This window comes from Crossiella cryophila, assembly GCF_014204915.1.
GTDB lineage: Bacteria > Actinomycetota > Actinomycetes > Mycobacteriales > Pseudonocardiaceae > Crossiella > Crossiella cryophila.
Genome location: NZ_JACHMH010000001.1, coordinates 5,812,038 through 5,832,145, shown reverse-complemented (window position 1 = coordinate 5,832,145; position 20,108 = coordinate 5,812,038). Strand labels below are relative to the sequence as shown.

19 protein-coding genes are annotated in these 20,108 nt (G+C 69.9%); 13 read left to right on the top strand and 6 right to left on the bottom strand.

The features are described from left to right. Positions 1-5 precede the first annotated feature (5 nt). On the bottom strand, positions 6-1,667 hold the full coding sequence (locus HNR67_RS25495) for an ABC transporter substrate-binding protein (protein ID WP_185004745.1): 1,662 nt from the start codon (positions 1,665-1,667) through the stop codon (positions 6-8). A 284-nt stretch (positions 1,668-1,951) separates the two neighbouring features. Here HNR67_RS25495 and HNR67_RS25490 point away from each other — a divergent pair, with 284 nt between their 5' ends. Continuing rightward, positions 1,952-3,181 carry an ROK family transcriptional regulator gene (locus tag HNR67_RS25490; RefSeq protein ID WP_185004744.1) on the top strand — a complete coding sequence of 410 codons (1,230 nt, stop codon included), beginning with the start codon at positions 1,952-1,954 and terminating at the stop codon, positions 3,179-3,181. Here HNR67_RS25490 and HNR67_RS45815 read toward each other — a convergent pair. After that, a complete protein-coding gene (locus HNR67_RS45815; protein WP_185004743.1) occupies positions 3,136-4,059 on the bottom strand; it encodes a S41 family peptidase in 924 nt (307 codons plus the stop codon). The two genes, HNR67_RS25490 and HNR67_RS45815, sit on opposite strands and share 46 nt — an antisense overlap. A 59-nt stretch (positions 4,060-4,118) precedes the next feature. On the opposite strand from HNR67_RS45815, the gene HNR67_RS45810 reads away from it, so the two are divergent. From HNR67_RS45810 to HNR67_RS25465, 4 genes are all read left to right on the top strand, one after another. Continuing rightward, positions 4,119-4,616 (top strand): ArsR/SmtB family transcription factor, encoded by a 498-nt coding sequence (locus tag HNR67_RS45810; RefSeq protein WP_221490048.1) that lies wholly within the window; start codon positions 4,119-4,121, stop codon positions 4,614-4,616. Between the two features lie 516 nt (positions 4,617-5,132). Then, complete coding sequence (locus HNR67_RS25475) at positions 5,133-6,104, top strand: hypothetical protein (RefSeq protein ID WP_185004742.1); 972 nt, start codon at positions 5,133-5,135, stop codon at positions 6,102-6,104. A gap of 196 nt (positions 6,105-6,300) precedes the next feature. Beyond that, entirely contained in the window at positions 6,301-7,116 is an 816-nt protein-coding gene (locus HNR67_RS25470; protein WP_185004741.1) for a hypothetical protein, read from the top strand. A gap of 33 nt (positions 7,117-7,149) precedes the next feature. Further along, complete coding sequence (locus tag HNR67_RS25465) at positions 7,150-7,710, top strand: NlpC/P60 family protein (protein WP_185004740.1); 561 nt, start codon at positions 7,150-7,152, stop codon at positions 7,708-7,710. Here the strand turns inward: HNR67_RS25465 and HNR67_RS25460 are convergent. The 3 genes from HNR67_RS25460 to HNR67_RS25450 all read right to left on the bottom strand — a co-directional run bounded on the left by HNR67_RS25460 (position 7,707) and on the right by HNR67_RS25450 (position 10,616). After that, positions 7,707-8,957, bottom strand: coding sequence for an Ig-like domain-containing protein (locus tag HNR67_RS25460; RefSeq protein ID WP_185004739.1), 1,251 nt, complete (start codon positions 8,955-8,957; stop codon positions 7,707-7,709). The two genes, HNR67_RS25465 and HNR67_RS25460, sit on opposite strands and share 4 nt — an antisense overlap. A gap of 103 nt (positions 8,958-9,060) precedes the next feature. Beyond that, complete coding sequence (locus HNR67_RS25455; protein ID WP_185004738.1) at positions 9,061-9,909, bottom strand: alpha/beta fold hydrolase; 849 nt, start codon at positions 9,907-9,909, stop codon at positions 9,061-9,063. Beyond that, a complete protein-coding gene (locus HNR67_RS25450) occupies positions 9,906-10,616 on the bottom strand; it encodes an SDR family NAD(P)-dependent oxidoreductase (RefSeq protein WP_185004737.1) in 711 nt (236 codons plus the stop codon). Before HNR67_RS25450 ends, HNR67_RS25455 begins: the two co-directional genes overlap by 4 nt. A 476-nt stretch (positions 10,617-11,092) precedes the next feature. Here HNR67_RS25450 and HNR67_RS25445 point away from each other — a divergent pair, with 476 nt between their 5' ends. Then, positions 11,093-12,181: a YeiH family protein gene (locus tag HNR67_RS25445; protein ID WP_185004736.1), complete on the top strand. Its 1,089-nt coding sequence runs from the start codon at positions 11,093-11,095 to the stop codon at positions 12,179-12,181. Here HNR67_RS25445 and HNR67_RS25440 read toward each other — a convergent pair. Next, positions 12,178-12,339: a hypothetical protein gene (locus HNR67_RS25440; protein WP_185004735.1), complete on the bottom strand. Its 162-nt coding sequence runs from the start codon at positions 12,337-12,339 to the stop codon at positions 12,178-12,180. The genes HNR67_RS25445 and HNR67_RS25440 overlap by 4 nt on opposite strands. Before the next feature lie 340 nt (positions 12,340-12,679). Here HNR67_RS25440 and HNR67_RS25435 point away from each other — a divergent pair, with 340 nt between their 5' ends. From HNR67_RS25435 to HNR67_RS25405, 7 genes are all read left to right on the top strand, one after another. Beyond that, positions 12,680-13,885 (top strand): MFS transporter, encoded by a 1,206-nt coding sequence (locus tag HNR67_RS25435; RefSeq protein WP_185004734.1) that lies wholly within the window; start codon positions 12,680-12,682, stop codon positions 13,883-13,885. Positions 13,886-14,126: 241 nt separating this feature from the next. Further along, positions 14,127-14,888, top strand: a complete 762-nt coding sequence (locus tag HNR67_RS25430; protein WP_185004733.1) for a DeoR/GlpR family DNA-binding transcription regulator — start codon at positions 14,127-14,129, stop codon at positions 14,886-14,888. A gap of 158 nt (positions 14,889-15,046) precedes the next feature. Next, positions 15,047-16,402: an ABC transporter substrate-binding protein gene (locus HNR67_RS25425; RefSeq protein WP_185004732.1), complete on the top strand. Its 1,356-nt coding sequence runs from the start codon at positions 15,047-15,049 to the stop codon at positions 16,400-16,402. 11 nt (positions 16,403-16,413) lie between these two features. Continuing rightward, entirely contained in the window at positions 16,414-17,337 is a 924-nt protein-coding gene (locus HNR67_RS25420; protein WP_185004731.1) for a carbohydrate ABC transporter permease, read from the top strand. After that, entirely contained in the window at positions 17,334-18,158 is an 825-nt protein-coding gene (locus tag HNR67_RS25415) for a carbohydrate ABC transporter permease (protein ID WP_185004730.1), read from the top strand. The genes HNR67_RS25420 and HNR67_RS25415 overlap by 4 nt, the downstream gene beginning before the upstream one ends. After that, positions 18,158-19,153, top strand: coding sequence for a zinc-dependent alcohol dehydrogenase family protein (locus HNR67_RS25410; protein WP_185004729.1), 996 nt, complete (start codon positions 18,158-18,160; stop codon positions 19,151-19,153). The genes HNR67_RS25415 and HNR67_RS25410 overlap by 1 nt, the downstream gene beginning before the upstream one ends. A gap of 82 nt (positions 19,154-19,235) precedes the next feature. Next, a complete protein-coding gene (locus tag HNR67_RS25405) occupies positions 19,236-20,105 on the top strand; it encodes a YwqG family protein (protein ID WP_185004728.1) in 870 nt (289 codons plus the stop codon). The last annotated feature ends 3 nt before the right edge of the window (positions 20,106-20,108 follow it).

The following is a 20,108-nucleotide window of genomic DNA, read 5'->3' as shown; positions in this document are numbered from 1 at the left end:
GCCGCTCAGGAGGCGGGTTTGAGGTGGAGCACGACATCCAGTGAGCTGCGCAGGCTCGGCTGAGCCGGCGCGTAGGAGTTGCTGTCATCGGGCCAGCCGACCCAGTTCTTGGTGCTGTACATGCCACCCAGGTTGGCCGCGCCGGTGACCGCGACCGGCTGCTGCTCGATCATGATGCGCTGCAAGGTGTTCAGCGCGGTCGCGCGGGCCGCCTCGTCACTGGCGTTGGCGTACTGGCGCAGTGCGGCGGTGGCCTCGGCGTTGCGGAAGCGGCCGTAGTTGCCGATGGTCTGTCCGGTGCCCAGTGGCTTGTACAGGTCGCTGTCCATCATGTAGCGGTAGGACTGGTACGGGGTGGGGCCGTCCTCGGTCCAGTGCATGACGGCGTCGAAGTTGCCCGCCTCCACCGCCTCGGTCCAGGCGTCCTGGTTGGTCTTGTCCACGGTGGCGGTGATGCCCAGCCCGGACAGGTTGTCCTTGATGATCTCCAGCGTGGTCACGTAGTCCGACCAGCCAGAGGGCACCGACATGGTCAGCTTGACCGGCTTGCCGGCCGGGTCGAGCAGGGTGTTGCCGTCATAGCGGAACCCGGCCTCGGTGACCAGCCGCTTGGCCTCGGTCACGTTGGGGGTCAGCGACTTGCCCTTGTACTCCGGCGCGATGAAGGAGTCCCCGTTGGGTGTGGGGATGCCGGTGACGTTGTCCACCTTGGGGTAGAAGTAGCCGGCCTCGGCCTGGGTGAAGATGTCCTCGCGGTTGATCACCAGGTTGATCGCCCTGCGCAGCGCCGCGTTGTCGAAGGGCGCCTTCTCGGTGTTGAACCACAGGCCGTGGATGCCCAGCGAGGCGGGGAACCACAGCTTGTGGTGCTGCGGGTTCTTGCTGGTGTAGACGGCCTTGTAGTTCGGGATGAACACGAAGGCCCATTCCGATGCGCCGGAGGCCAGCGCGGTGGTCTGCGCGTTGTTGTCGTTGTAGGAGGTGTACCGGAGTTCCTTGACCTTGGGCAGTTCCTGCCAGTAGCTCTCCCGCGCGGTGAGCGTCACGGTCTGCTGGGTGAAGGACTTCAACGAGTACGGGCCGGTGCCGACCGGGTTCTTGTTCAGCTCCTGGGAGGGGTCGGCGACCTTCTCCCAGATGTGCTTGGGCACCACCGCGGCCTCCAGGATCATCACCTGGTTGGTGTACTGGGACCGGGGGAAGGTCACCGTCACCGTGTTGCCGCTGGGGGTGATGTCGCCGAAGGGGATGGCGTGCAGGTTGAACGCCGGGTACTTCTTGAGCAGCCCGAGGCTGAAGGCCACGTCCTCGGCGGTCATCGGCCGGCCGTCGGCGAACTTGACGTTGTCCCGGACGGTCAGGGTGAGCTTGGTGAAGTTGTCCGCCCACTCCCACTTGCTGGCCAGCCACGGCTTGCTGGGGTCGGTCGGCCGGACCTTGTTCCGCATGCCGAGCGGCTCGTAGATCATCCACCGGTAGCCGAGGGAGCCGGCGGCCGAGGTCTCCAGGAACGGGTTGTGGTTCTCCGGCTGCGGCCCGTTGGGCGCGCCGATGTTGAGCACCGCGCCCGGGTTGCCCCCGGCGCCGCTGTTCCCGGTGCCGCAGGCGGCCAGGCCCAGGGCAAGGATTCCCGTGAGGGTCAAGGCCGCGATGCGCTTGACTCGCATGGGACCTCCTTCGACGTCGGTGGCGGTAAGCCCTTGCCTGCCAGTGGTAGAGCGCTCTCGCAGGTCAGCTTGTGCGAGGAGTCAACCGGCCGCACCCGGCCACGTCAATAACGAGAACATAACGTATCCCGTCTAAATTTAAGCCATGAAGTAAGCAGGACGGCGTGCCTGGGCGCGGGAGTTCCCCGTTTGGCCCACACTGGGCGCAGAGGTTGTTCACATACTTGGTTCATGTCGTGACAAATGGTCACGACCCAGGTGCGGGAAGGGGGGATGAAGTCATCATGACGGCACGACGTTCCACGGTGCGGGATCTGCGCCGCAGCAACCGGTCGATGCTGCTGTCCAAGCTGTTCTTCGACGGTCCGCTCAGCCGTCAGGAGCTGAGCCAGCAGACCGGTCTGAGTGCGGCCACGGTCAGCAACGTCACCGCGGAGCTGACGGAGGAGCGGCTCATCGTCGAGGCGGGACTGGTCGAGTCCGACGGCGGCAGGCCACGGGTGTTGCTCCGGGTGGACCCGGAATACGCCCATGTGGTGGGCATCGACGTCGGCGAGACCGGGGTAAAAGTCGAACTGTTCGACCTGGCGATGACCAGGCTGGCGGCGGTGGAGCACCCACTGCCGTCCTCCCGGCCACGCCCGGCCGCGGTGGTCACCCAGGTGGTCTCCGGCCTGCGCGAGGTGATGGCGGCGGCCGGGGTCGGCGCGGCGAGCATGCTCGGCGTCGGCATCGGGGTGCCCGGCACGGTGGAGCAGGGCAGCACCCTGCGGGTGCACGCCCAGACCATTGGCTGGGACGGCGTGGAGCTGGTGAACCTGTTGCGCGCCAAGGGCGTCGAGCTACCGCTGTTCATCGACAACGGCGCCAAGACCCAGGGCCAGGCCGAGCTGTGGTTCGGCGCGGGCCGGGGCGCCCGGCACGCGGTGATCGCGCTGCTGGGTTCCGGCGTCGGCGCGGCGGTGATCACCGACGGCGCCACCTACCGCGGCTCCACCTCCAGCGCGGGCGAGTGGGGACACACCACCATCGCCTACAACGGCCTGGAATGCCGTTGCGGGGCAAGGGGTTGCCTGGAGGCCTATGTCGGGGCCGAGGCCATCCTGGAGCGCTACCGCAAGGCCAGGGGTGGCCGCGCGGTGCCCGGCGCGGACGAGCAGAGCAGCCTGGCCGCCCTGCTCACCGCGGCCGAACGCTCCCGCACCGCGGCCAAGGTCCTGGAGGACACCGCGGGCTACCTGGGCGCGGGCATCGCGAACCTGGTCAACCTGTTCAACCCCGAGCGCATCGTGCTCGGCGGCTGGGCGGGCCTGTCCCTGGGCGCGGCGCTGCTGCCGTTGATCGAGCAGTCCACCGCCGCGCACGCGCTACGGCATCCCTACGGTCAGACCACGATCGAGATCGCCCAGCTCGGCCCGGACGCGGTGGCGGTCGGCGCGGCCACCCTGCCGGTGGCGGCGATGCTGGATCAGGGCAGCGACCCACGGGAGGCGGCGGGCGACGACGCGGCCTGAAGCAGTTCCAGTCCGGTCGCGAAGGCGTCCTCGGCGCTGGTCTCGACATCCGGGAGCACGCCGACCCCCTCCCAGTTCGTCCCGGTGACCGGGTTGACCGCACGGGCGACCGGCACGGTCACCTCCAGGTGCGGATGCACCCGGAATCCCTCCCGAGGGTGCGCGCCGCCACGCGTACGCTCGCCCACCACCCTCGCCCGCCCCAGGTGCTTGAGGTCATAGGCCAGCTCCTCCCCGCCGGAGAAGGTCGCCGAACCGGTCAGCACCACAACGGGTTTCGTCCCACCGAAGCGCGGCCCCGGCACGTGCGGCAACGTCCAGGACTGGGTGATCCGGTCCCCCGCCCGTTCATGCATCGAGTTCAGGTGCGTCCGCTCGTCCAGCAGGTAGCTGCACACCAACGCCACCCCGTCCGGCGACCCACCCCGGACCCCACGCAGATCCAGCAGCAACCCCCGCGTCCCCGCGACCAGATTCATCGCCGCCACCAACTCCTCCGCCCTGATCCCCGGATCCATCAGCAACGGCCCCAGCTCCAGATGCGCCACCACCCCCGGCAACAACCGCACCCCCAGCACGCCACCCATGGTCCGCTCCGCCTCCCGCCGGACCACCACCTCGAACAACTCCCCCGGCTCCGCCGGCAACTCCTCCCCGTGATGCAACAACCGCAGATGCAGGTCCTGGTTGCCCGCCTGCAGGTCCGCGGTGACCGCCGCCGCGAGCCCTTCGGCCCCGTCCACGCCGTCATACCGCCCCGCCGCGAGATTGCCGGTCAGCCGTTCCCCCGCCGCCCGCCCCACCTCGGCGAACACGTAGTGCCGGTCGACGAGCCGGGCGGTCTCGCCCACGATCCGATGAATCTCATTGGTCTCCACGGCCCGGGAGTGAACCAGCCCCCTCGACAAAGCGTCAAGAACATTAGACACTTTCCCCCGTGCCCAGCCTCCCCCAGGACGAGGTGCTGGCGGTAACCACCCCAGCCCAGTTCAAAGCCATGGCCCACCCGCTTCGCCAGCGGCTGCTGTTCGCACTCGGGCAGACCCCGGCCACGATCAGCCAGCTGGCCGGGTCACTGTCGGTGGCCAAGGGCAGCGTGGCGCACCACCTGAAGGTGCTGCGGGAGGCCGGGATGGTGCGGATCGGGGAAACACGGCAGGTCCGGGGCGGGACCGAGCAGTACTACCAGCGGGCGGCGCGGCGATTCGAGGTGCCGGACGGGTTGGCGGGGCCGACGACGGCGTTGTTGCACGCGGTGGCGGAGGAGGTGGTGGGGTCGCCGGATCCGATGCTGACGGTGCGGCACCTGCGGTTGACGGCGGAGCAGGCGGCGGAGTTCCGGGGGCGGTTGCAGGGGTTGGTGGATTCATTGAGCGACGCGGGTGACGGGGAGACGGGGTACGGGGTGCTGGTCACGATGTACGAGTCGGGCTGATCCCAGGACCGCTGTCGTCGGGTCCCTGGGTGACGCCTCGTTGCCCAGGTCGAGGGGGTGGAAGGCGAATGGGTACACCGGCTCGTCCGACACCGGATGCTCGCCAACCGGACCAGCCGATCCCCGGACCACACGGCCAAGGCCGCCCAGCCCATCACGCTGTACAGCCCATCACGCTGTACAGCCCATCACGCTGTACAGCCCATCACGCTGTGCAGTCCATCGTGCTGTGTATGAACACCGCATAGGCATCCCGCCCAATAGACATCCCACCCAGCCGCGAGCCTGGCAACCAGACTGGTCAAGTCCCCGGGACTCATCCAGGCCAGTCCTGGGAACGAACCCGCGCACACCACTCCTGGTTCCGGCCACACGGCGCGGTCGAGTGACAACGACCCGGCCGCACGCAACCAGGTCGCCCAGCCGTGCCCCTGGTCAACCCCCATGCGACGGGTACAGCGGCAAACCCCCGCCTGGCAGCCTATCCGGGACCTGCCACCCACGAAGGGCCCAACCATGTTCCGAGCCGCAGTCCTGGGACTGGCCCTCACCGCCACCCTGGCAACCCCCGCCACCGCAACCCCAACCCCCACTCCCCCGCCCTGCCCCCCACTCATCCAGGGCACCGGCCCCAGCATCCACCCCGAAGGCGTCGCCTACGACGCCGTGCGGGCCAGGTTCCTCATCGGCTCCATCACCCACGGCACCGTCTCCACCGTCGGCCCCGACAACCGCGCCGTCACCCTCGTCGACGACCAGCGCCTCATCACCACCATGGGCCTGGCCGTGGACAACCTCCGTGGCCGCGTCCTGGTCACCAACGCCGACCTCGGCCGCGGCGACCGCACCACCCCAGAGACCAGGAACCAGCTCGCCGGGCTCGGCGTCTACGACCTGCGGACCGGCAAGCCGCTGCACTACCTCGACCTCGGCAAACTCATCCCCGACACCCAGAACTTCGCCAACGACGTCGCGCTCGCCCCCGACGGCACCGCCTACGTCACCGACTCACTCGCGGGCGCGGTCTACCGGGTCACCCCGGACGGACGCGCCAACGTGCTCATCCGCGATCCGCAGCTCGCCGGCGCGGTGGGGGCGGGCTGGGGGCTCAACGGGATCGTGTGGACGCCGCACGGGCTGATCGGCGCGTTGTCGGCCAGGGGTGCGCTGGTGCGGATTCCGTTGCGGGAGCCGGCGAAGTTCCACCTGGTCGCCCTGGACGCCTCGATCGGGAAGCCGGACGGGTTGCTGGTGCGGCCGGGGAACCGGTTGCTGGCGGTGGACAACACCGCGGCGAACCGGATCGTGGAGGTGCGCTCGGGTGACGGGTGGCGGACGGCGGGCGTGACCGGGTCCACACCGTGGGCGGACAAGGCGCCGACGACCATGGTCAACACGCACTGCGGGCCGTACGCGCTGGCCGGGCGCCTGGATGTGTTGCTCGGGGGTGGGCGCAGTGACGAGTTCGTGCTGCGCCGGCTGGGTTAGGTCTCTGGGCAACTTCGCCAACCGGGGCACGGGGCTGGGCAGAGGGGTGGCGGGGTGACGGCGGGTCACCGCGGCGGCTGAATCCGGTGCACGGTGGCGTTATCGGCGGTGCGGACGGGCGACAACCCCTGCCGCGCCTGCTTCGTGGGCCGGAAGCATCGAGGCGGACGAGGGCTCGCCTGGAGGTGGAGGGACCGTGCCGCATAGACACCGCAGGACCTGGTCGTGGATCGCGGTGGCCGGACTGGTCGCCGTGTTGTCGCCCGCCCTACCCGCCTCCGCCACCTCGACCCCCGCACCACCGGTCTCCTGCACCGAGGAAGAACGGGCCGCGGACCTGGCACGGGAACGGGATCGGGTACTGCCCGCGCTCGAACGGGTGCGCACCGTGCGGAACTGGGCGCAGCTCGGACTGCTCGCGGCGAGCGGGTGGGGTGCGCTCGGGCACGGGTTCGTCAGCTTCGACGGCGCGGGGGTGGCCATCGCGCGCACCGACTCGCCGTTGAGCGGATCGCACGTGGTGATCCCGCTGCCGGTCGGGGAGAAACCGTTGCTGCCGTTGAACATGCCCGATCTGGTGTTCTACGCGCCGAACCCGGAGTCCGGCACCGTCACGCACCCGCACAGCCCCGACTTCCCCTACACCCTGGTGGGCTGGGGCTATTGGGACGGCTACAACCTGGAGCGCCACCCCACCGGCCGCGGACCGGTCTGCCTGACCCGGCGGGACTGGCACGTGCACGAGCGCGGCATCCACGACTTCGCCACCTTCGGCTTCGTGCCGGTGCCGCCGAGGGAGAGCTTCCAGGGCGAGTCCAGCGGGGCCGATCCGGTGCCGCCACTGGCTTTGCTGCGTGATCCGGGGATCGTGCACAAGCGAGCGTGGAACACCCACCTCTGGCTCACCCCCGACGCGAGCACGGTCACCCCCGCCTTCGCCAACCCGTACCAGCGGATCCGCGGCCAGGACCTGCGCTACGGCCAGTGGTTCTTCCAACCCCCGAGCCGGTGAAAGGCCCTCGCCCGGCCATGTCAAGATGAGGGCATGGGGTGGCGCAGGGGTGGGCGGCTGGGGGCCGTCGCGATGGGTGTCGGGCTGTTGCTGGCGGTGGCGGCTGACGGGTCAGGGGTGGCCGCGACGCGGGCGAGCGGGTTCGGGGAGCAGGTGCTGGCGCGGGCCGAGACCTGGTACCGGCAGAACCTCCAGTACTCCCAGGAACGGTGCTATCAAACCGGGATCGGCTACGCCGACATCGACTGGGGCGGGCCGCTGGGCGGCTGCCGGTGGCCGTACTACCGCACCGACTGCTCCGGGTTCGTCTCCATGACCTGGGGCCTGAAGTTCAGCTACGCCACCCCACGGCCCGGCGACAGCCCGGACCTGGCCGATGTGGCGCACCGGATCCAGCTGCCGCAGTTGCGCGCCGGGGACATCCTGGTCGCCGACGGCAAGCACGTCCGGCTCTTCGAGCGCTGGCTGGACTACGCCGAGGGCCGCTACCGCGCCTACGATTTCGGCTCCACACCGGTGAAACACCAGGATTACGTGTGGGGCGCACCGGGCGAACACGCCTACCGGCCGATGCGCCCCAACAGTCATCCTTAGCGCTTGACGTAGAACTCGTACTCGGTCGCCGGGGACAGGTTGCCCGCGCGATCCTTGGCGTAGACCCGCATCAGCTGGCTGTGCGCCCGGGTCGGGGTGAACTCCACCGTCAGCGTGCCGTCGGCGTTGGCCGGGGTGCTGCGCATCCGGTCGCCGTCACCCCAGTAGTAGGCGGCGATATCGCCGACACCGTTGGGGCTGAAGGTGAACTTGCCGGTCACGCCGATGCCGCCGTGGCCCGGTTCCTCGTCACCGGCCGGGTAATCCGTCGAGACCACACCGGGCGCCTTGTCCGGGCGGGTGAAGTCGGTGGTGAACCGGCAGGGCGCGCTCGGCGGCGAGATCGCGTTGAACGGGTCCGCCGCGCGCAGGGTCAGCTCGTAGGTCTCGTTGTCCCGCAGGAAGTTCGCCGGCACGTAGCCGTGCGCGTAGTCGGTGCTGAGGAAGCCCCCGTCCACCTCCGCCCGGTGCGCCGGGTCGGTGGTCGAGGCCAGGGTGAACTTCGCGAGCAGCTGCTCGTTGGGGTCCGGATCCGACATCGCGCCGACCATCCGCGGACTGGGATCGTTGATGAACTGGTGCTCCCGCACGCAATCCCGCTTGGTGGACCCGGTCATCAGCGCCAGCCCGGTCGGCGCGTTCGGCGCCCGGTTGTAGCGCACCACCAGCGCGAGCCGCTCGTAGGAGCGGCTGTCGGCCGGGTTGAGCTGGGCGGCGCCGGAGATCCGCAGTGCCAGGGTGATGCTGGGCTTGCGGGAGTTGACCGCCTCGCGCACCAGCTCCTCGGCGCCCCAGCCCACGAAGTCACCAGCGCACGGGCCGAAGGCGCTGGGACCGGCCAGTTTCACCCGCTCCCTCGGCGGGTTCAGCCAGGTCGGCTCACCGTGCCCGTCGACCACCCAAGCCTCGGTGACCCTGGTCCGCTCGCAGTCGCCAGCGGTCTCGATCGCGGACAGGTGCGCGGTCAGCAGTTCCGCGCCGTGCATGCCGGTCAGGTCGAAGGTGAGATAGACCTTCGAGGAGTGGAAACCCTTGTCCAGCCAGGAACCCACCCGCACCTTGTCCTCGGTGACCGGGAATGTGCGCAGTGGCTCGGCGAGGTCGGTGTGCACCACCTTGGCCGCCTTGAGCGCGGCGTAACTCCCCCCGTTGGGCAACGGATCCGCCGGCGCGGCCTGCGCCGGGACGGCCAGACCCGCGCTCAGCGCCGCGGCCACCACCGCGACGGACAGCAAAGAACCCCTCATGTGTTGCTCCCTCCCCAGCCGCCCGCATCCGGGCGGTCCGTGGAGTAGCACCCCTGAGACGGGCCCCGGGTTGCCCAGACAACCCGGGGTTCACTCGTTCGGCCTAGGACGGGTGCGCGGCGAGGTGGTTGAGGAGCAACGGAATGGTCTGGTTGGCGCATTCCTCCGGCAGCCAGTGGCTGGCCCCTGGCAGGATCTCCAGGCGGTAGGGCGCGTCCACGAACTCGGCGGTGCGCAGCGCCGCGCCCCGGCCCAGCGCGCGGTCGGCCGAACCCCACAGGTACAGCGTGGGCGTGCGGATCCGGCCCGCCGGGATGGTGAGCTTCTCGTCCACCGCGCGGTACCAGTTCAGGGTGGCGGTCAGCGCACCCGGTTCGGACAGCCTGCGCACGTTGCGCGCCACCAGGTCCCCGTCCACCTTGCCCTCATAGGCCGCGCGCAGCCGGGCGGCGTCCTCGGCCAGCAGGCTGGCCTCGGCCTGACCGTCGGGCAGCTGGAAGAAGCGGACGTAGTCCAGGCGGCTGTGCTGGTCCGGGTCGGTCTCCTGTTGCTCTCGCAGCGCCACGGGATGCGGGGTGGCCAGCACCGAGAGCGAGCGCAGGCGCTCGGGGTGCGCGGAGGCCAGTGCCCAGGCGACCAGGCCGCCCCAGTCGTGCGCGATCAGGTGGAAGCGGGCCGCGCCCAGGGTGTCGGCGAACGACAGCGCGTCGGCGACCAGCAGCGGGACCGTGTAGTCGGTGATCCCGGGTGGGCGGGCGCCGGGGGCGTAACCGCGCTGGTCCACCGCGACCGCCCGGTAGCCCGCCGCGGCCAGGGCGCGCACGTGTTCGGTCCAGCAGTCGGCGAACTCCGGCCAGCCGTGCAGCAGCAGGACCAGTTCGCCGTCGGCGGGACCCGCGGCGATCGCGGTGTGCCGGTGCGGGCCGTTGGCCAGGGTCAGGTGTTCGATCACGCGGTGCCCACCAGGTCTCGGATGTGGTTCAGCCAGGTCTCATGATCACTCGCGCGGCGCATCAAGTGATCTTGCACTTCGGGGTGCGGCAGGATCAACAGCCGTTCGTCGGCCATCCCGGCCACGACCGCCTCGGCGATCAGCCCGGGGTCGGCCGGGGAGGCGGGGCAGACGCAGGACACGTGGAGATTGTCCTTGGCGTGGTTGAGGTTGAGCCACTCGGCCAGTGCCACCGCGGCGTGCTGGACCACGGTGTGCACCAGGGCCGAGGGCTGGGTCAGCAACCCGGCCGCCGAGGCGGCGAGCACCAGGTAACCACCCGTCAACCGCATCCGGGGCACCAGCTCGCGGGCCGCCCACACCGGGGAGAGCACGTGCGCCCGCCACAGGGTGTCCCAGATGTCGTCTCCCACCTCCGCGCCACCGGGTGGGCCTGCCAGGCCCGGGTTGGCGCAGTAGACGTCGATGTCGCCGTTGCGGCGGACCGCGCCGTTGATCAGCGCCAGCACCTCGGACTCGTGCCCGGCGTCGAAGCGGTGCGCGGTCACCACCGGACCGGCGGCCGCGGCCACCGCGCGCGCCCCGGCCAGGTCGAAGTCCGCGGCCACCACCGCCCGCGCGCCCTCCCGCGCGAACCGGTGCACCAGCGCGGCGCCGAGCGGGCTCGCCGCCCCGGTCACCACGATGTGCTTCCCGCTGATCCGCATGCGAGGACACGGTAGGAGCGCGTCCGGTTCCGGTCGAGCCGGGCACTGTGGCGCGCTGCGACATTCTCGAACCCGGTGGTCGGACCGCTGCTCCGGCAGGAGCAACGGAAAGCGTTTCCTCCGTTGGTAGGACACGGCATTGGCGGAACTGCCCGCGCACACGTGTGCATCGCGCGGAAACCGGCAGTGCGCAGCAACTTCCCTGAAGTCGAATCTGTCCGGAAGTGCCAGTCACAACGCCCCCGGACTCGTCAAGAAGGCTTACCCCGAACGGCCGCAGCGCCCACCGATCGTCCCGGTGTCTGGGACGAAACCGGCGTCCCTCCCGATGGCGGACGGCCGTGATTACCGTCCCCGGCCATGACCGAACCGCGGCCCACCCGCGCGATCAGCGAGGACTGGCTGTCCGTCCTCATCGGACTCGCGCTGCTCGCTCTCGCCCTGACCGGCGTCATCCCCGCTGGGCTGGTGCCGTGATGACCACGACCGCCCCCACCCGCTCCCGGACCCTGGGCTACGCCGCGCTCGGCGTGCTCGTGGTGCTCGCCCTGTCCGCGCTGACCCGCTACCTTTCCGGTGCCGTGCCCGCGCTGACCAAGGGCACCGCGCTGGCCGGGATCGGCGCCTCGATCGAGTTCCCGGTCTACGCGATCCTGCTCGGCCTGCTGGGCAACGCGGTGCTCACCGCCACCGGCCTGCGGGACAAGCTGTCCGGGGGGTTCCGCACCGAGTTCTTCATCAAGACCGGTCTGGTGCTGCTGGGCGCCTCGATCAACCTGGCCGTGATCGTGCAGGCCGCCGGACCGGCGATCATCCAGTCCATCCTGCTGATCACCATCGTCTTCGGCTTCAGCTGGTGGCTGGGCGGACGGCTCGGCCTGGAGGACAAGCTGCGCGCGCTGCTGTCCTCGGCGGTGGCCATCTGCGGGGTCAGCGCGGCCATCGCGGCCGCAGGCGCGGTGCAGGCCAAGAAGGAACAGCTGGCCTACAGCGCCAGCCTGGTGATCGTCTTCGCACTGCCCTCGATCTTCGTGCTGCCCTGGGCGGCCACGGCGCTGGGCCTGCCGCCGGAGGTGGCCGGGGCCTGGATCGGCGGCAACATCGACACCACCGCCGCGGTCACCGCCGCCGGTTCACTGGCCGGGCAGCAGGCACTGGAGATCGCCACCATCGTCAAGGTCACCCAGAACGCGCTGCTCGGCGTGGTCGCGGTCGGCCTGACCGCCTACTTCGCGCTCAAGGTGGAACGCGACGGACCCAGCGCGCGCTCGGCAGGCCGCCAGCTGTGGCAACGGTTCCCGAAGTTCGTGCTCGGGTTCCTGGCCGCCTCGGTCATCACGACCGTCTACATCGGACTCGTGCCCGCCGCGGAGAGCAAGGCCGCCATCGGGGTGGCCAACGACCTGCGCACCTGGTTCCTGATCCTGGCCTTCGTCAGCATCGGCCTGGAGTTCCGGGCAGGCGCGTTGCGCGCGGCTGGCTGGCGGCCGGTGGGTGTCTTCGGCGCGGCGACGGTGGTCAACATCGTCGCCGCCCTCGGCCTCGCGTTGCTGCTGTTCGGTTAGACGAACAACCGCTGCACGAAGGTGATCACCGACTCGGCGGCACTGCGGAGCATGCCCAGGATGCCGTGCACGCCACCGGCGGCACCCGTCGGGTCGCTGACGATCAAGTAGATCACCAGAACGACCGCCAACACCACGATCAGCTTCTTCACGTTCACCGGCTCGAGTCCATCCTCATCACTGCCCGTCAACTCGGAACGCGCAACAGCCTCCCATCGAGGGACCGCGAACGTCGAACCGACACCCCGTTGGCTTGCACACACCCGTCTGGGGGAGAGTCTAATTTGAAACCGGTCCCTATCGGGTGGAATTCAGGATTCCAGATCGACAACTCCTGCCGGTGATCATCCATCCGACCATCGGACAATGCCCTGACCTGCGACGATCATCGTCCGATGGTAACTGGTTGCGATTGAAAACAGATTCTTTCTCCCGCTAGTTCCATTCCACCGATGCAACAACTCGACCGAACGGGTCGGTCTCTGCCACAAAGACCGGATGCTCTCACCCGTCCCGGTGAACGCCCAGGTGGCGGCCGGTCCCTGGCAGGCTCGTCAGTGGTTCTGGCTCAGCTGCGGCGTCTTCGGCGTGCTCGGCTTCGGCAGCGCCCTGCTCGGCCCGACCCTGGGCGACCTGGCGCAGGCCCTGGCCATCACGCTGCCGCTGGCCGGGTCGATCCGCTCCGGCCGCCAGCTCGGCCAGTTCGTCGCCTCGGTGGGCTGCGCCTGGCTGGGCGCGAAACTGTCCACCGCGCTGCTCGGACTGGCCGGGTTCCTCTGCTACTCCGCCGGGCTCCTGCTGCTGCTCCTGCCAGTCGGGCTCCCGGTGGCGGTGCTCGCCGCCGTCCTCTGGGGTCTCGGCCAGGGCGGACTGCACGTGGTGTGCAACGCCGAGGTGGTGGCCCGGATGGGCGATCAGGCCCCGCGGCACGTCGCCCAGCTGCACTTCTGGTACTCCCTGGGCTCCATCGCCGGCCCGCTGCTGGTCTACCTGTGCCGGCTCACCGGGCACTGGGGCGCGGCCTACGCGCTGGCCGCCGGCACCATGGCCGTGCTGGGCAGCCGCTTGTTCCGGCACCAGGCCACGCCCGTTTCGGAACTCAACCGGGCAGCCAAACCGCGGCTGCCGATCGGGCTCGCGGTGCTCGCCGCACCGATGGTCGCGGTCTCCGCGGTGAACATGATGAACGCCGGACTGGCCGACTGGTCCTACCAGAACGCGGTGCTGGTCGCGGCCGCCGGACCGGCCGCGGCGACCGCGGTGACCTCGGCGTTCTGGATCAGCGTCGCGGTGGGCAGGCTGATCTCGGTGCGCCTGGTCGACCTGCTGGGCACCGGCCCGCTGCTGGTCGGCTCGGCCGCGGTGGCCACCCTGGGCACCGGCGGCATCGTGCTGTGGGGGCCGCACATCCCCAGCCTCACCGCGGCCACCGCCCTGGCCGGACTCGGCATCGCCCCGCTGTACCCGCTGGTCACCGCGCTGGGCGCGGCCGCGACCGACTCCCCAACCACCGCCGCGGGCGTGCTGTCCGCGGCCGCGGCGGCCTCCGCCGCACTCGGGCCGATGGCGCAGGGCTTCCTCGGCGGCGGACAGGACGGCGGGATGGTCCTGGTCGCCGCGCTGGCGCTGCCCCTGGTGCTCGGCGTGGTGCTCACCGTGCGCCAGGACCGGGCGCGGAAAGTCACCCTCTCGGGTGCTCATTGAGAAGGTCCGGGCCGCCACCCGGGCAACCGGATCACGCGAAACAGGCAGCGGGCCGGTCCAGGTGGATCGATTACCTGGGGAAACCCCAGGTACGGCGACGGCAAGATGGGCAGTAAACGGGCATCGCCCGGCCAGCCTGTGGCGCTGGCCACACCGTTTCAGTGGTGTTACACCTATGCACCAAGCCCGAACGGGCACAGTCGAGCCCGGGTTCGACGCCCGAACGGACAAGGAGGTCTGGATGCAGGCGGAGGACCGCAAGCGACGCATCCTGGCCAGGGCCCGAGCCGACGGCAAGGTCGACGTGATGGCCATGGCCAGTGAGTTCGGGGTGGCGCCGGAAACGGTGCGCCGCGACCTCAAGACCCTCGGCGAACACGGGCTGCTGCGCCGCACGCACGGCGGCGCGCTGCCGGTGGAGAGCGCCGGGTTCGAGACCGGGCTGGCCTTCCGGGCCGCGTCCATGGTCCCGGAGAAGCAGCGCATCGCCAGGGCCGCGGCCGACCGGCTGGACGAGGCCGAGACGGTGTTCATCGACGAGGGCTTCACCCCGCACCTCATCGCCGAACACCTGCCTGCCAACCGGCCGCTGACCGTGGTCACCGCCTCGCTGCCCACCGCGGCGGCCATGTCCGAGCAGCCCAGCGTCACCGTGCTGCTGCTGGGCGGGCGGGTCCGCGGCCGCACCAAGGCCACCGTGGACCACTGGGCGATCCGGATGCTGAGCGAGCTGGTCATCGATCTGGCCTACATCGGCGCCAACGGCATCTCCCGCGAACACGGGCTCACCACCCCGGACCCGGTGGTCAGCGCGGTCAAGGCACAGGCGATGCGGTCCTCCCGGCGGAAGGTCTTCGTCGGCGTGCACACCAAGTTCGGGGTGGCCAGCTTCAGCAAGTTCGCCGCCGTCGGCGACTTCGAGGCGATCATCACCGACACCACGCTCTCCCCCACCGAGGCCCACCGCTACGCCCTCCTGGGCCCCAAGGTCCTCCGCGTCTAACCCCCAACCCGAGTGTTGGCCGTTCTCGTACGCCACGTTGGCCGTTGTCGTACGGGGAGTTCGCCATTGCCGGACGGCTCCCGCCCCCGGTCCCACCCACAACGGCCAACACGACGTACAAGAACGGCCAACACGGCGTTGGCTGGGAAGGATGGACGATGAGGTCTCCTACCCGACGCGGGCTCGGGGCGATCGCGGCGTGCTCGCTACTGCTGACCGCGGGATGCGCGGGCGCGGGCGGCATCGGCGATCCGGACGACCCGAACTCGATCAACGTGCTGATGGTGAACAACCCGCAGATGCTCGACATCCAGCGGCTCACCGCCCAGCACTTCACCAGCCGCACCGGGGTGAAGGTGAACTTCACCGTGCTGCCGGAGAACGACGTCCGGGACAAGATCAGCCAGGACTTCACCAGCCAGGCCGGGCAGTACGACATCGCCACCCTGTCCAACTACGAGGTGCCGATCTACGCCAGGAACAAGTGGCTGGCCCCCCTGGACGGCTTCATCGCCGCCGATCCCGGCTTCGACCAGCAGGACATCCTGGAGCCGATCCGGCAGTCGCTGACCGCCGCCGACGGCAAGGTCTACGCCCAGCCCTTCTACGGCGAGTCCTCCTTCCTGATGTACCGCAAGGACATCCTCGCGGCCAAGAACCTCACCATGCCGGACAAGCCCACCTGGCAACAGGTCGCCGACATCGCGTCCAAAGTGGACGGTGCGGAGCCAGGGCTGAAGGGCATCTGCCTACGCGGCCAGCCCGGCTGGGGACAGCTGATGGCCCCGCTGACCACGGTGGTCAACACCTTCGGCGGCACCTGGTTCACCCAGGACTGGCAGGCGAAACTGGACTCCCCCGAGTTCACCGAGGCCACCAAGTTCTACGTCGACCTGGTCCGCGATCACGGTGAAGCCGGTGCGCCGCAAGCCGGTTTCGCCGAATGCCTCAACAACATGACCCAGGGCAAGACCGCCATGTGGTACGACGCCACCTCCGCCGCCGGACTCCTGGAGGCCGCGGACTCCCCGGTGCGCGGCAAGCTCGGCTTCGCCCAGGCGCCGGTGGTCAAGACCAAGAGTTCCGGCTGGCTCTACACCTGGGCCTTCGCCGTGCAGCAGGCATCGGCCAAGCAGCAGGCGGCCTGGAAGTTCCTGTCCTGGGCCAGTGGCAAGGACTACGAGACCGTGGCCGGGCAGCAGCTCGGCTGGTCCAAGGTCCCCGACGGCAAGCGCGCCTCGACCTACCAGCGCCCGGAATACCTGAAGCTGGGCGGTTCCTACGCCGATGCCACCCGCACCGCCATCGCCACCGCCGACCCGCGCAACCCGGGCGTGCAACCCCGGCCCGCCTACGGCATCCAGTTCGTCGGCATCCCCGAGTTCACCAACCTCGGCACCCAGGTCTCCCAGGAGATCAGCTCGGCCATCGCCGGACGGCAGAGCGTGGACGAGGCCCTGAAGTCGGCGCAAGGCCTGGCCGACAAGGTCGCCGCGAAGTACCGGAAGTCCTGAGAGGAGGAACGATGACCACCCTCGCCACCCGCCCCAGCCCGGTCACCGGGCCGCCCGCCCAGCCACGCGGACTGTCCACGGCGGCCCGCTGGGCGCGGCGCGCGCCACTGCTGCCCGCGCTGATCTTCACCATCGCGGTCACCCAGCTCCCGTTCGTCGCCACCCTGGTGATCTCCTTCCTGCAGTGGAACTCCCTGGCCCCGGAGAACCGCGGCTTCGCCTGGCTGGACAACTACCTGGCCGTGATCACCGACCCGAACCTGCGGAACTCGGTGCTCACCACCATCCTGCTCACCGCCAGCGTGGTGCTGGTCAGCCTGATCCTCGGGCTGGGACTGGCCCTGTTGCTGGACAACAAGTTCCGCGGCCGCGGCCTGGTCCGCACCATGCTCATCGCACCGTTCCTGGTGGTCCCGGTGGCCGCCGCGCTGCTGTGGAAGCACGCGCTGTACAACCCGGAATACGGGCTGTTCAACGGGATCCTCGGCATCGAGATGGACTGGATCAGCGAGATGCCGCTGATCGCGGTGATCGCCTCGCTGGTCTGGCAGTGGACCCCGTTCATGATGCTGATCCTGTTGGCCGGCCTGCAATCCCGCCCCCTGGACGCGGTGGAGGCGGCCGCCATCGACGGCGCCAGCGGGTGGCAGGTCTTCCGCTACCTGACCCTGCCGCACCTGCGCCAGTACCTGGAACTGGGCGGGCTGCTCGGCTCGATCTACATCGTGCAGAACTTCGACGCGGTCTTCACCATCACCTCCGGTGGCCTGGACACCGCGAACCTGCCCTACACCATCTACCAGACCTTCTACCAGGCACACGACTACGGAGCGGCCTCCGCGGCCGGGGTGGTCGTGGTGATCGGCTCCATCGCCATCGCCACCTTCGCCCTGCGCGCGGTGTCCTCCCTACTCAAGAATGAGGTGACCCGATGACCCGCCGCGCCTGGCGCCCGTGGGGCGCGCTGGCCTGGTTCGCCGGCATCCTGTTCTTCCTGCCGGTGGCCTGGATGGTGCTGACCTCGCTGCACAGCGAGTCCGACGCGGCCACCAACCCGCCGTCGGTGCTGGCCCCGCTGACCTTCAGCGGGTACGCGGAGTTCTTCGGCGCGGACGGCGGCGCCAGCCCCTGGCCGCCGCTGCTCAACTCGGTCACCGCCAGCGTGGGCTCGACGATCCTGGTGCTGCTGCTGGCGGTGCCGGCCGCCTACGCCCTGTCCATCCGGCCGGTGCAGAAGTGGAGCGATGTGCTCTTCTTCTTCCTCTCCACCAAGATGCTGCCGGTGGTCGCCGGACTGCTGCCGATCTACCTGATCGCCCAGTACACCGGGCTGCTGGACAACATCTCCTTCCTGGTGGTGCTCTACACCTCGATGAACCTGCCGATCGCGGTGTGGCTGATGCGCTCCTTCCTGGCCGAGATCCCCAGGGAGATGCTGGAGGCCGCCGCCCTGGACGGCGCCGGCCTGATCACCACCCTGCGCCGGGTGGTCGCCCCCGTCGCCATGCCCGGTATCGCGGCCACCGCGCTGATCTGCTTCATCTTCAGCTGGAACGAGCTGCTCTTCGCCCGGGTGCTGACCGGGGTCGTCGCCGGCACCGCGCCGGTCTTCCTCACCGGGTTCGTCACCAGCCAGGGCCTGTTCCTGGCCAAGATGTGCGCCGCGGCCACCGTGGTGTCACTGCCGGTGCTGGTCGCCGGTTTCGCCGCCCAGGACAAGCTGGTCCAGGGCCTGTCGTTGGGAGCTGTGAAGTAATGAAGGCCGCCGTCATCACCGGAGTCGGTCAGGTCGAGGTCACCACGGTGCCCGATCCCACTCCCGGCCCCCGTGAGGTCGTCGTCGAGGTCTCCGCCTGCGGCCTGTGCGGCACCGATCTCCATATCCTGCAAGGGGAGTTCGCCCCCACCCTGCCGGTGATCCCCGGGCACGAGTTCGCCGGTGTGGTGGTGGAGACCGGCAAGGACGTCACCGAGGTCCGCGCCGGCGACCGGGTCGCGGTCGACCCCTCGCTGTACTGCCACGAATGCCGCTACTGCCGGCGCGGCCGCAACAACCTGTGCGAGCGCTGGGCCGCCATCGGCGTGACCAACCCCGGTGGCGCGGCCCAGTTCGCGGTGGCCCCGGTGGCCAACTGCGTCAAGCTGCCCGAGCACGTGCGCACCGAGGACGCGGCGCTGATCGAACCGCTCTCCTGCGCGGTCCGCGGCTACGACATCCTCAACTCCCAGCTGGCCAGCCGGGTGCTCATCTACGGCTCCGGCACCATGGGCCTGATGATGCTCGAACTGGGCAAGCGCACCGGCGCGGCCAGCATCGAGGTGGTCGACCTCAACCCGGACCGGCTGGCCACCGCCCACCAGCTCGGCGTCAGCGGCACCGCCACCAACGCCGACGAGCTGGACCGGCCGGAGGGCTGGGACGTGGTCATCGACGCCACCGGCAACGAGAAGGCCATCCAGGACGGCCTCGGCCGGGTCGCCAAGGGCGGCACCTTCCTGCAGTTCGGCGTCTCCGACTACTCCGCGCGGGCGGTGATCGAGCCGTACAAGATCTACAACCAGGAGATCACCATCACCGGCTCGATGGCCGTGCTGCACTCCTACGAACGCGCCGCCGACCTGTTCGCCACCGGCGTGCTCGACCCGGAGATCTTCATCAGCCACCGCCTGCCGCTGGATGACTACGCCGAGGCGCTGGAGTCCTTCCGCCGCGGCGAGGGCCGCAAGATCCAGGTCCTGCCGGGCGCCTGACCCCGGAGCGCCCTCACCACCCGCGAAGGTGGGGGCGCTCCGGCACCACCGAAGTGTCAGTGGCCCGCCCTACGCTGCGGCCATGACCCGCACCACCCGTCCACCGGCCCTCGACCTGGCCGCCCGGTTCCCGGCGATCGCCGCCTACGCCCGCACCACGGTGCGCCTGCACCCGCGCCGCGGCAACCCCACCGCCCAGGACAGCCACCTGGGCGGTCCGCTGCTGTGGCCCGCGGGTGAGCCGTGGCCGTCCTGCGGACGCCCCAAGGCCTTCCACCCGAATCCCCAGCAGCCCGAGGCCACCGTCGGGGTCGGCCAGTTCTATGCCCGCGACCTGCCCGAACTGCCCTTCCCGCCCGGCACCGACCTGCTCCAGGTGCTGTGGTGTCCGCACACCCACGAGGACCTCCAGGGCAGCATCGGCCCGTACGTCCAGCTCTTCTGGCGAGATTCCGACTCGATCACGCCCACCACCGAACCACCGCCCGAGCCAGGCATGCTCGACGGCGACGACAGCAGGCTTCCGCTTCCCTGCGTGCTGAACCCGGAGCGCGTGCGCGAGTACCCCTGGTACGAGGAACTGCCTGCCGAACTCGTCCAGGCACTCGATGGACTGGAAGCCGAGTTCGGCGTCGCAGCGGGCAACGACCAGTACAGCTACCAGTACAGCCTGTCCATCGCCTCGGGCAGCAAGGTCGGCGGTTGGGTGGCCTGGTCGGTCACCGACCAGATCCCACAACCCTGCCCCGAGTGCGCGAGCCCGATGGACCACCTGCTCACCATCGACGACTACGAGTGGGACGGCGGAAGCCTCCCGCGCTGGCGGCCGATCGAGGAGGACCTCGTGGACCACCTGGCGGACCGCCCTACCGGCATGGACCTGCACGACGCCGTGCGGATCTTCGTCTGCCCGGTGTCACTCGACCACCCGGTGCGGGTGGACTGTCAGTAGCCC